9 protein-coding genes are annotated in these 11,644 nt (G+C 49.0%); 4 read left to right on the top strand and 5 right to left on the bottom strand.

Features of this window, described 5'->3' with window-relative positions; all coding sequences use genetic code 11:
- Positions 1–44: 44 nt before the first annotated feature.
- The 5 genes from OHJ21_RS28540 to OHJ21_RS28520 all read right to left on the bottom strand — a co-directional run bounded on the left by OHJ21_RS28540 (position 45) and on the right by OHJ21_RS28520 (position 7,239).
- On the bottom strand, positions 45–1,565 hold the full coding sequence (locus OHJ21_RS28540) for an ABC transporter substrate-binding protein (protein ID WP_486021807.1): 1,521 nt from the start codon (positions 1,563–1,565) through the stop codon (positions 45–47).
- A 116-nt stretch (positions 1,566–1,681) separates the two neighbouring features.
- Positions 1,682–2,629 carry a carbohydrate ABC transporter permease gene (locus OHJ21_RS28535; protein ID WP_194540187.1) on the bottom strand — a complete coding sequence of 316 codons (948 nt, stop codon included), beginning with the start codon at positions 2,627–2,629 and terminating at the stop codon, positions 1,682–1,684.
- 21 nt (positions 2,630–2,650) lie between these two features.
- Positions 2,651–3,580 (bottom strand): ABC transporter permease, encoded by a 930-nt coding sequence (locus tag OHJ21_RS28530; protein ID WP_071219420.1) that lies wholly within the window; start codon positions 3,578–3,580, stop codon positions 2,651–2,653.
- A 249-nt stretch (positions 3,581–3,829) separates the two neighbouring features.
- The gene (locus OHJ21_RS28525) at positions 3,830–5,380 is read right to left on the bottom strand and encodes a response regulator (RefSeq protein ID WP_486021804.1); all 1,551 of its coding nucleotides are present in this window, start codon (positions 5,378–5,380) and stop codon (positions 3,830–3,832) included.
- A complete protein-coding gene (locus OHJ21_RS28520; RefSeq protein WP_486021802.1) occupies positions 5,377–7,239 on the bottom strand; it encodes a sensor histidine kinase in 1,863 nt (620 codons plus the stop codon). The genes OHJ21_RS28525 and OHJ21_RS28520 overlap by 4 nt, the downstream gene beginning before the upstream one ends.
- A gap of 352 nt (positions 7,240–7,591) precedes the next feature.
- Between OHJ21_RS28520 and OHJ21_RS28515 the strand changes: the two genes are divergently transcribed.
- The 4 genes from OHJ21_RS28515 to OHJ21_RS28500 all read left to right on the top strand — a co-directional run bounded on the left by OHJ21_RS28515 (position 7,592) and on the right by OHJ21_RS28500 (position 11,631).
- The gene (locus tag OHJ21_RS28515) at positions 7,592–8,665 is read left to right on the top strand and encodes a hypothetical protein (RefSeq protein WP_486021801.1); all 1,074 of its coding nucleotides are present in this window, start codon (positions 7,592–7,594) and stop codon (positions 8,663–8,665) included.
- Positions 8,666–8,691: 26 nt separating this feature from the next.
- Positions 8,692–10,143 (top strand): AcpB/EbpR/MafR family transcriptional regulator, encoded by a 1,452-nt coding sequence (locus tag OHJ21_RS28510; protein WP_486021799.1) that lies wholly within the window; start codon positions 8,692–8,694, stop codon positions 10,141–10,143.
- 136 nt (positions 10,144–10,279) lie between these two features.
- Positions 10,280–10,990 carry a purine-nucleoside phosphorylase gene (gene deoD / locus OHJ21_RS28505; RefSeq protein WP_100541255.1) on the top strand — a complete coding sequence of 237 codons (711 nt, stop codon included), beginning with the start codon at positions 10,280–10,282 and terminating at the stop codon, positions 10,988–10,990.
- Positions 10,991–11,031: 41 nt separating this feature from the next.
- On the top strand, positions 11,032–11,631 hold the full coding sequence (locus tag OHJ21_RS28500) for an ECF transporter S component (protein WP_326118530.1): 600 nt from the start codon (positions 11,032–11,034) through the stop codon (positions 11,629–11,631).
- Positions 11,632–11,644 lie beyond the last annotated feature (13 nt).

Genomic DNA, 11,644 nt, shown 5'->3' with positions numbered 1-11,644 from the left:
CCGTGAAGACCAGCCGTTTCTACCCCTCATACCTTTTTGACGGATTACTTGTTTTGAGCTTTCCACTCATCAAACTGCTTTTGAGCTTCAGCGATAACTTTGTCAATACCAGCATCCTGGAACTTTTGTTTTGCTTTTGGCAAGTATTCTTCAGGATCGATGGAGCCGGTATACAGGGCAGGAATAAATTCCTTCGCTACGTTCGTGATAGCCGCAACCTCCGTTTTTACCGGAGCCGTGTCAAAGTTAAAGCCGAATGTAGGAGCTACTACAGCGGAGCTGTTAAACTTCTCGAACGCTTCCCACTTGTCTTTAGGCTCACCCTCATGAAGGTACGTCAGGAACATATTGCCGAGCGCAAATCCAGGCATGGCATAGCTCTCCTGCATAGCAGGCATATCCTCGATGTACGGCTCCTCAAGCTTCTTGTAGTGCGTACCTTCCAAACCGTATTGAATCATATTCCGGAGCTTCACATCGGTGTTAAGCAGGTTCAAGAACATCATCGCCCGCTCCGGATTTTTGGAGTACGAAGAAATCGCCATCATCGAGCCCGCTGCGGAGCTGGTGTAAATGACTGGATCGTGCATCGGTCTTGTCACAATGTCATATCCCGCGTTTCTGGACCAGCCGAGCTCCGCGTATGGCTGCGTAATCTCGCGGTCCACGAGCCATTTGCCGGTTTTGATGTTATCAATACCATCCAGCGTCGCTACGTCCTCGCGCACATAACCCGCTTTATAGTATTTGCGCATCGTGGTCAGCGCCGATTTCAGTTCAGGTGAATCCAGCAAATTCACAAATTTAAAGTCTTTGGTGTCCAGGTACATACCGATCGGAATTTCATCGCCAAGCGGGAAGTCGACCGGCAAGTACGGCTTAAAGCCTTTCGGTACGGCAAGCGGCGTAATATCCGCAGGCTCGTTCTCTTTAATCGTTTTCAGAAGCGGTTCGAGATCCTCAAGCGTCGTTACATTGGAAATGTCCAAATTGTACTTATCCAGATATTTCTTATTGAAGCGCCATACAAACTGCTGTGCCAGTTCCTTGTTGGCCGGGATGCCATAGTTCACGCCGTTGACCTTCGTTCCTTCCAAGAAACGGGGGTCCAATGTTTCCTTAATGCCTTTTCCATACTGATCAAGCAGGTCATTCAGCGGCTTAAACGCGCCCTTCGCGGCATTTGGAAGATAATCGAACGCCCATGAGCTTGTGAAGGCAATATCATAATTCTCGCCGGAGCTTGTAATCACCTGCATCCGCTGGCTGTAATCGCCCCAGTCGATCATACTGATCTCGATTGTTGCATTGATTTTTTCCGTCAAATATTTATTGATCTCCTCTTGAACCACGGGAAGATCCTTCTGGTTAGGCCCGATCATGTACATTTTCAGTTTGACCGGATCCAGCTTGGAAACATCAACCGTGCCGTCGCTCTGAACGGCTGCCTCTTCCTTCGCAGGCTCGCCGGAATTAGCGCCTTCCTTGCTGCCGCAAGCCGACAATACAACCGTCAGCAGAAGCACAAGAGCAAGGGACAGTATAGAAACCTTTTTCTTAAACATGTGTTTTTCCCCCTGTATCACTTAATGGTTAATGCTATATTGGCACCGCTTACACACTTGGAACATCAAAGCCGGATTTCTCCGGCCGTGTGTGATGCGGGTACAACCTTATGAAATTAGCCTTTGACCGAGCCTACCGTCAGGCCCTGGACAAAATATCGCTGGAAGAACGGATACGCCATAACAATCGGCAGCGTCGCCAATACGACCATCGCCATCCTTACCGTCTCTGTCGGCAGGCCGGCTGCTGCATCAAATGAACCGATATTCTGCGCATTCTGTGTCAGAAAGTCCATATTCTTCTCAATCTTCATGAGCATGAACTGCAGCGGTGGTGTCGCCTGTGGATTGTTGTAATACAGCAAGGCGTTAAACCAGTCGTTCCAGTACCCCAAAGAGCTGAACAAACCAATCGTTGCAATCCCCGGCAGCGAGACCGGCAGCACAATTCGGATAAAGGTCAGAAACTCGCCGGCGCCATCGATTTTGGCGGACTCGATAATTTCATCCGGAATCGTCGTTTGAAAAAAGGTTCTCATGACAATGATGGAGAACGCGCTCAAGGATAAAGGAAATATCAACGCCCAGATCGTGTTTTGCAGATGCAGGAACTGGGTCATCACGATATAACCAGGTACCATACCACCCGAGAACAGCATGGTAAAGAATGCGAGGAAGCTGAAAAACCCTCTAAATTCAAAATTTCGACGGGACAATGCATAAGCATAAGTCGTAACCAGCGCCAGACTCACCAGCGTCCCCAGTACCGTGACCAGGAGCGTTAAGCTGAACGAGGACAGCAGCTCGCCTCCCGTTTCGAAAATATATTCGTACGCCGCCGTACTGAACTGACTCGGCAGCAGCCTGAAGCCTTCCAAGACCAGAGTCTGTTCGTCGGTCAAGGAAATAATAATAACAAATAGAAACGGAAAGATACAGGAGAACGAGAAGATGCCGATCACGATATTGAAAATCGTATTCCACAATGGGGAGATGGCGTTATAGTCTCTCTTCTTTGAACGCTTTGCCGGCTGATTCGCGGTTTGCGTTGATAGCTGCGTCATGAACGGTACACCTCCCTCGGATTAGAAGATCGCATGATCTTTTTCAATTCGTCGAACGATATAATTGGCGACTAGAATCAGAACCAGCCCTACAAGCGATTGGTACAAGCCCGCTGCCGTACTCATTCCGATGTCCCCCATATTGATCAGTCCGCGGTAGACGAAGGTATCGATAACATTCGTTACCGGGTAGAGAGCACCCGAGTCTTTCGGAAGCTGATAGAACAATCCGAAATCGGAACGGAAGATGCCCCCGATTGCCAATATGGTCAGTATGATCATCAGCGGCTTCAAGAGCGGAATCGTAATGTACCGCGTTTGCTTCCACTTGTTGGCTCCATCGATAACAGCTGCTTCATAATAAGACTTGTCGATCCCTGTAATAGCTGCCAGGTAAATCACGCTGTTATAGCCCACGCCTTTCCAGATGCCGACAAAAACGAGAATGAAGGGCCAATATTTAGCTTCGGCGTACCAGCTGATCGGCTCTCCCCCGAAATAAGTGATGATTTGATTCAACGTCCCTTTGTCTACGCTCAAGAAGGTGAACGCAAAATAACTGATGATAACCCACGACAAAAAATGCGGCAGAAACATGCCGGTCTGATATACCTTGGCCGTCCGCTTGTTGACAAGCTCGCTTAGCATGATCGCAAAGCCCACCGCAATGATCAGGCCCAGGATAATAAAAGCCAGGTTGTACAGAATCGTATTCCTCGTAATGATATAGGCATCATTGGTTGTAAACAGATACTCGAAGTTTTTGAACCCTACCCATTCGCTGTTGAACACGCTGGCGAAAAACCCGTCCGGGCTTATACGGAAGTCCTTAAAAGCAAGAACGGTGCCGAACATGGGCAAGTAAGCAAAGATAAGAAACCATATGGTTCCGGGCAGTATCATCAACAGCATAAACCGGTTGCGTATGACCTTTTTGATGAACCCCGACATGAACACTCCTCCTCTTCCCTGTTAAATACAAGTGATGCGACTGTTGTAGAAGATCCCCCATGATCTTTGTCGATGCAGCTATTCTATCACTCGCCCTTTAACTACTATCATTGTGCCAAGTAAGCGCTATCGCGCTCAAGTTGAAAAATACTAGAACGGGATGGATAAATTAAAGAATCCCCTAAAAACAACAAAGAACAGGCCAAAGGTTATCCACCTTGAGCCTGTCGCAAATGGTTTATTGTTGATTTAGATCCGATACATGGACCTCATTTCAGTTGGAGACACGCCCGTATATTTTTTGAACTGCCTGTAAAAGTACGAGCTGTCCGTATAACCTACGCTGAACGCAATATCCGCCGTCTTTTGATCCGTATGTAAAAGGAGCTGCGTGGCTTTCTCGATGCGGTACTGGTTCAAATAATCCGAGAAGCTTGCGCCGACCTCCTGCTGAAAGAGCTGCCCCAAATAATTCGGATGCATCTGCAGCCGCTGGCTCAGCGTCTTCAGGGAAAGCTCTTCCGGATAATGGTGCTGCACCTGCTCCACTAGGAACGAGACATGCAGGCTGTAGCCCTGATCCGCTTCTTCCAGGCGCGTAAGGCAGCGTTCGACGATACGCCATACATGATTTCGGAGTCCCTGGAGCGTATTAATCCGGTGCATTGGCGTAAATACCTCGCTGTAATCGGGATTTTTCTCCATATCCTTCGCCGCGATCATCAATTGGACTGCCGCGTTCAAGCAGGTTGCCCGGGGTACCGTCTGCTCCCCGCTGCCACCGCCGAGAACGGACTCGATATAAGCCTGCAAGGAGGGGACGTCCCCCTCGATCAACAGCTTTGCAAACGTATCGGGACGAGCGGACGGCGAAGAAGCCTGAACGGTCTCCGGTTCCGCAGGCGGACTGAAGAGGGTCATGTCATCTCCGGCAATCAGGCAGGCGTTGAAATGGCCCTTCGCCTTCCTGTAGCTCTCCTGAATGTCTTTGAAATCATTGAAGCCCGCATTTCCTTCGGAGCACCACATGCGCAAGCCGGTCAACACCCGCAGCTTGGCCATGGCATTTCTCATGCCTTCCCGCGCCGCATCCTTCCGTTCATTCATCGCAACCGACATCACAACGATGTCGTCATCGGCATCAGGGAAACAGATCACCTCATGATCTCCCCCAAGCTCTTCCGAAAAAGCCCGGCAAAATTCATCGGCTAGACTGGTCAAGCGATAGAGCTGGGATACCGGGCGTTCGTCGGATATAAGCCGCAGAACGTAAACCTGGTAGGAGACATAATTCAGCGGAATTCCGAGAAGTTCGGCTCTTTGCTTTAATTCCGAGCTTTTGATTTCGCCGTTGACCCATCGCTGCAATATATTGCTGCGCAGGATCTTCCAATCCTCCTCGGAGCGAAACCGTTTCAATTCCTCGCGCTCCCAGTCCCCTCGGATATGCTTAATGGTCGCTTCCAGCTCCTCGATGTTGATCGGCTTCAAAATATAATTCTGAATGCCGAGCGTGATCCCCACCTTCACATATTCAAATTCTTCGTACCCGCTGAGCACAATGAATTTGGTGCGGGGATGCATTTCCTTTACCTTCTTGATAAGCTCGAGTCCGTTCATTCTTGGCATCATAATGTCCGTGATCAGCAGATCCACGGGCTCTTCCCTCAACCGCTCAAGCGCCTGCAACCCATCGTTGGCCGAACCTGACACATGCAGGTCGTAATTCTGCCAATCCACAATGGTGGCCAACCCCTGAGCGATCAAAGGCTCGTCATCAACAAAAAATACCTTCCTCATGTCGTCTCCCCCTTGCGAACCATCGGTATTTCCATGCGGACCTCGGTTCCCTGTCCCTCCGTGCTGTTTATGGCCACTCCGTAATCATTTCCGTAATTCAGCACGATTCGTTCATGCACATTCATGAGCCCGATCGAACGGTAACCCTTGTCGGGAGGCTGGAGAACCTTGTCCAGCGTGCCGCGGATTTGGGTAAGCTTTTCCTCCGGTATGCCCGTTCCATTATCCGATACGATGATCACGACCCGGTCCCCTGCCCGGCGGGCACGGACTGAAATTTTATTGTTATCTTCCAGCGGGCGAAACCCGTGAACGATATAGTTTTCCACGATCGGCTGGACCAGCAGCTTGATAATGCTGACACTTTGAATTTCTGGATCCACCTCGATTTCCGTCTCCAGCCGTCCGTCATAGCGGATGCGGAACAGGTCGAGATAAACAGAACACATGTCCATTTCCTCTTCAACGGTAACCACCGTGCTTTTTTTCACCATGTTCTTGAACATGACCGACAAGCTGTATATCATTTGCCCCACTTCCTTCGCCCCTTCGAAATACGCCTTCATGCGAATGGATTCGAGCGTATTATATAGAAAATGAGGGTTGATCTGGGATTGCAGGGCGACCAGCTCCGCATTTTTTTGCTTGATTTCCGAGGTATACATTTTATCGATATATTGCTCCAAACGGTCGCCCATGTCGTTAAACCGGCGGGAAATCTGCTGGAGCTCATCTTCGCCGGACATCTGAATGCGCGTCGACAGATCGCCTTCGCCGATCCGGTTCATCGAGCGGATAATCCGCTGCACTTTTTTGGAGAACTTTCGAATGATCGTAAACGTAATCGCAAAACTGGCCGCCATAAACACAAGCGTGACCAGGATCAGTCCGGTTCTTAAACTCTCCGTGCTCTCTTTGATCAGGGATTGCGACACAATCCCCACCACCGACAGGCCCGCGTTGCCGACATTCAATATGTTCACTTTAGAGGGTTCGTCCAGCTCCACCCAGTCCCCGGCTTTTTCCTGCTCCAAGTGGTAGGGATAGGTTTGACCGTAGTACTCATCCTCCGAATCGTAAATAACGGTTCCCTGTGCATTCAACACCAAAATCCGGCCTTTTACCGAAGCTCGGTTCTCCAGCCAAGATGAAATTTGCCGGGCGTCGAACTCCACATTCATCATCCCCACCCGATTCAGGGTCCACGGGTCCTTCAGCTCTCTCGAATAGGAATATGATCTAGGACCGGAACCTCCGGATGAACCCGAAGACTCGTTTTGAGGCATGGTATCCCAGCTGTGCTGCTCCCGGCGGGCAAACCAGGTCTCCCACTTGTTCTTGGAACCCGCTTCATTATTCAACTGCTGATTGGTCCGGCTGATATGCATGTAAAAATTGTTCGGATAGCTGTAGATCGACACGCTTCTGGCGCTTGACTCCTGCTCCAGGTAGTTTTTCAGCAAGGTATTAAAAGACCGTAAACGCTGCTCTCCCGTCCTGGTGTATAAATCCAGCCGATATTTCAGGTAACTCTCATATTCGTTGTTCAAAAAATAGATCAGCTCATCGCTCAGCGTGGCATCTCCATATATCTGCTGAAATATATTCTGTATGCCCTCGTACTGCCGGCTCAAATAAATATTCAGAACATGCGCGGATTTGAGATTCGCATCGGTCTGCTCGCGGAGTATGCGCTGCGTCTGATATTGATAAACCAGGGTTGCCGCAATCGCGAACAGCACGATCATGACGGTCGAATACAGCACAACGATTTTGTTGAACATTTTTCGCTTTAGATGATTTAAATAGAATTGGCGCAGTCTGAAAATATGAAACACACCCTGTTCTATAATGGTCACTTCGGCACCCAGTGTACACCCTTTCCGTAAACCCGGCAATTGAAATTTGCATCTTGATGAACAAGCGCCGTTTGACTAGAACAGCATTAACGGACTACGAAGGGTACGGGGGGCGACATGGCGTTCGTTCTGACCGAACGCGGCAAGGAACCCCTATGCTGCGAATTGCATTGAACAGCCAGGCCAGCTTATGCGCATGGATAGGCACGGGACCGCTGCTTTGAGGTATCGTCCATCTATTATGGACTAGAGGAATGCCCCGCTATATGTTGAATATCTATAAGGAAAAGAGTAGGAGAAGCGCCAAAACGTTAATAACGAGTTAAATCAAATAAGAGCCGAGGATAGACGAATGAAACTTCAATTACTATATAATGAATATCTTAATATTAAATTCAATAGAGGATTACCGTCCGTTCAAACGGACGGCTTTGAATACGGCCTTCTTGAGGATGACAGTGCAGCGTTATTCTTTGCCGAACGTAGCGTTGAGGCCTTTGTGGAGTGGGCGTATGAATTACAGCCAAGGGACCCCAATTATGTTGCGAGTCCGGACTGGAAGCCTGTGCTCTCGGACTCCTATAAGCAGCTGGATGTCTATGATGAATTGGTATTCTATTATTTGTTGTTTACGATCAATGCGACGACGTCCATTGCCAAGCTCAACCCGTATAATGCCATGAATGATATGATGAAGCACTACTGCTTCTTTCAGCTGGCCCAATTGACGGATGCCTCCAGGTTGAACGAGGAACAGAGACAGCAATTAAGAGATTTTTTCTTCTTTTTCTACCTATACGCGCACCCGGTGAATGAGGAGACCCTCTACGCCTTTTCATTCCGCGGGCTTGATTTGGTCCATACGAAAACCAACATTCATGTTGAGCAATATGTAACTGCTTATCACGATTACTACAGCAAGCATCACGACAAGTACAGAGATCAAATATCCATCGATCCACATCAAATCCAAACCTGCAAAAGCCTTACACTGGAGCTGTTAAGGTCCATCGAGGGCAAATCGGCCAAGCTGGAGATGCCCCTTGAAGAAGGGCTAGAGGCTGTATTGCAGCTGATTAATGACGTGGATGGTTTAATGCATATGTACTCCGAAAATAAAACAACATTATTCGGTATGATGAGAGACTTCCTCTCGGACAATCGCTCAACCCCCTATCGCGATCATTGTTTCCGTATGCTGCTTCAGAATTATGTCTGTTATATCCTTTATTTTAAGTTTGATGAAATTCATCATTTGGTGGATTATTTTAAAGACACGCCGGTATGGTGCGAGAGAATGATTAATTCCCTTTTTACGGATGCTATCTTTATCCAAAAGATCATGCGGCAACACCGGATCGACATTGCCGAGTATGAGAATGTGATCGCGTTCTTTAATGAGGAGGCGCGGAGGATTTATTTGTAATCCAATAGCAGGGGGAGAACCGACGCATGGAAAAGGAATTCATACTGACACATAAGCTGCTGACCCTGCTCGATTCCGAGTATCGCTGGTTCACCCTTGCCGAGATTGAAGAGCAGATTGGCGTATCGGACAAAACGATCCGTAAAATTATCGATGAAGCCAAGGAGGAGCTTCCTCCTTCGATTCATTTTGAGATTTCGCGTGGAAAAGGCGTCATTCTCCACTATGATAAACGGAATGTCGCGATTGGCGAGGTCATCTCTTCCATGTACAGGCAGAGAACCCTCTACCAGCTGCTCGATGTGCTATTTGCCGAGGGAGGGCGCTACTCGCTGGAAGAGCTGGCCGACAAGCTGTATATGAGCTCTTCTTCGCTGAAAAAGCTGATTATCCGGCTGAACAACCATGACCTGAAGCGATACCATTTGCGCATCGCATATTCCATGCCTGAGGTCAAAGGCAGTGAAATCGGTATCCGTTATTTTTACTGGAAATTATATTACGATGCCTATGAATTCTCCGGCTGGCCATTTGCCGACATCGACCAAGCCCAGATCCATGAGTATATTACGACGATCGAGTCGGAGAATGACATCGTGTATTTCCTGAACGCCAAGCGGAGCTTGTCTTTTCTGGCGGCGATCATGATTACCCGAGTGCTGCAGGGCAAATATGCGGATGTTCCCAACGGGCACTATGACTGGGAGAGCAGCATGCTTCACGCATCTGTTGCCGCATTGGCCAGAGCGCTGGAACAGCGGTACGCCATTCATCTGCCGCTGGACGAAATCCGGTTTCTGCAAGCCATGTTCAGCTTGGGCCAATACAATTATTATGATGATGCGAAAGTCAGCGCGATGATATCGAGGGAGAAAGCAAGCCTAGTGGAAATCGGGGAGGAAAAGTATCGACTCCTCAATCATTTCCTCATGCTGGCGCTTGCCGCGTTCCCTGCGATTGATATGAACGACCGGTTCATCTGGGAAATCGGCGATTTCTTCGAGAAGCTGCGGCTAGAAAATGCGCTTCCCGATCTGATCGCCATTTCGGCAAGCAGCTTGACGGAATATGTTCAAAGGGATTGCCGGCCCATGTACCAGAGCGTAAAAAGCTGCATGCTGGAATGGAGCCAGCGCTACCCGGGCATTCAGTATAACGACTATCATCTGACGAAGCTGACGCTGTTGATCAGCTCCAGCCTGCGCTATAACAGCAAAAAGGCTTTCCTGCTGATCGGCGAGGAATTCTCCATCCGCCATTACGTCGCCAAGCTCATCAAGAATGAAATCGGTGACGAGCTGATCATCAACACCTCCATTATGGAGGGGCTTACCGATGAAATGATTCGAAAACACGGCATCGATTTTGTGATCAGCACGTTTCCTGTCGAGCTGAATGCGGTACCCGTGGTCATCATTTCAACGATACCGACCAAACGGGATTTGGAAAATATCCGCAAGGAATTAATGCAACCATGAGACCTCATGGTTGCATTTTTCCGTTAGGCTCCGTAACTTTCTGGTCTTGGTTATCCCTCCGATTCTGACTATGATGAAGGCAGATCAATAATAAAGCGCTTTCTCAAGAGGGAGGCCAGTAAGCAGGAGGAGCAAGATGAGCATACATTTGGGAGCAAAGCAGGGAGAAATCGCTGAACGTGTGCTGCTGCCCGGCGATCCGCTGCGGGCGAAGTTTGTAGCAGAGCACTTTTTAGAGGAGGTATATTGTTACAACGAAGTGAGGGGCATGTACGGGTACACCGGCCTTTATAAAGGAGTTCCCGTTTCGGTCCAAGGTACAGGAATGGGCAACCCGACCATGAGCATTTATGCGACGGAGCTGATTCAGGATTACGGGGTTAAACAGCTGATCCGCATCGGTACGTGCGGGGCCATGCAAAAAGAGCTTCAGGTACGCGACATCGTACTGGCTCAAGCCGTATCCTCGGACAGCAATCTGATGGAAAAAATATTTTATGGCTGCAATTACGCGCCAACAGCCGATTATGACATGTTAAGCAAAGCCCATCGACTGGCTCAGGAGAAGCAGGTGAATGTCTTTGTCGGCAATATCTATAATTCCGATGAATTCTATAGAGAAACGTTGGACCGTCTTCATAAATTTATGGACTTCGGCGTGCTCGCGGTTGAGATGGAAAGTGCCGCCCTGTACACGCTGGCTGCTAAATACGGCGTCAGGGCCCTGTCCATATTGACGGTAGGCAGCCATCTGCTGACCAATGAACGTTCGTCCCATCAAGACAGCGAGAAATCCTTCCACGACATGGTCGAGGTCGCGCTCCATACCATCTTAGCGGACGAATAGGGATTGCTTGAAAACAAACTATGCTCTAGGGGGAAAAATCAATGGGAATCAAACGCGGATTTAAATATGATTTTTCGTTGTTGGCCATTTTGTTGATCCCGATTGGGATCGCAATCAACTTTGTCGGCGCGCAAATTATACTGCTGCTCAAGCTGCCGATTTACCTGAACACCATCGGGACGATTCTGACGGCCATGATCGCCGGTCCTTGGGTCGGTATGATTACGGGGGCCAGCACCAATCTTGTTGTCGGCATAACGAACCCGGTCTCGTTCGCATTTACGCCTGTACAAATGGCCGTCGGTCTAGTGGTCGGCCTGCTCTCCATGAGAGGCATGTATACGAAGCTCTGGAAAGTCATCTTGTCCTCATTCGCTGTCGTACTGACCGTTCTGATCGTGGCTTCTCCAATCCAGGTGCTGATGTTCGGCGGAGCGACAGGCAACTCTTCGGATGCCGTGGTTGCTACATTCCTGGCCTCCGGTCAGCAGATCTGGACAGCGGTATTCTCAACCAAAATCCTGGTGGAAAGCGTCGACAAAATCATCAGCAACGTCGTTGCCTTTGTCATCGTGATGAAGATGTCCCCAAGATACTTGTCCAAGCTCAATTACGGTGCAGCTTTTATCAAAAAGAAATGACGTGTAGTCCGTA

It is taken from the genome of Virgibacillus sp. LDC1 (assembly GCF_025792345.1).
Taxonomy (GTDB): domain Bacteria; phylum Bacillota; class Bacilli; order Paenibacillales; family Paenibacillaceae; genus Paenibacillus_AQ; species Paenibacillus_AQ lautus.
This window is presented reverse-complemented; position numbering and strand designations above follow the sequence as displayed.

What these genes read in the sequence shown, in the direction of transcription:
- OHJ21_RS28540 (WP_486021807.1), bottom strand. Translation starts at nt 1,565, where the DNA reads ATGTTTAAGAAAAAGGTTTCTATACTGTCCCTTGCTCTTGTGCTTCTG.
- OHJ21_RS28535 (WP_194540187.1), bottom strand. Translation starts at nt 2,629, where the DNA reads ATGACGCAGCTATCAACGCAAACCGCGAATCAGCCGGCAAAGCGTTCA.
- OHJ21_RS28530 (WP_071219420.1), bottom strand. Translation starts at nt 3,580, where the DNA reads ATGTCGGGGTTCATCAAAAAGGTCATACGCAACCGGTTTATGCTGTTG.
- OHJ21_RS28525 (WP_486021804.1), bottom strand. Translation starts at nt 5,380, where the DNA reads ATGAGGAAGGTATTTTTTGTTGATGACGAGCCTTTGATCGCTCAGGGG.
- OHJ21_RS28515 (WP_486021801.1), top strand. Translation starts at nt 7,592, where the DNA reads ATGAAACTTCAATTACTATATAATGAATATCTTAATATTAAATTCAAT.
- OHJ21_RS28510 (WP_486021799.1), top strand. Translation starts at nt 8,692, where the DNA reads ATGGAAAAGGAATTCATACTGACACATAAGCTGCTGACCCTGCTCGAT.
- deoD (WP_100541255.1), top strand. Translation starts at nt 10,280, where the DNA reads ATGAGCATACATTTGGGAGCAAAGCAGGGAGAAATCGCTGAACGTGTG.
- OHJ21_RS28500 (WP_326118530.1), top strand. Translation starts at nt 11,032, where the DNA reads ATGGGAATCAAACGCGGATTTAAATATGATTTTTCGTTGTTGGCCATT.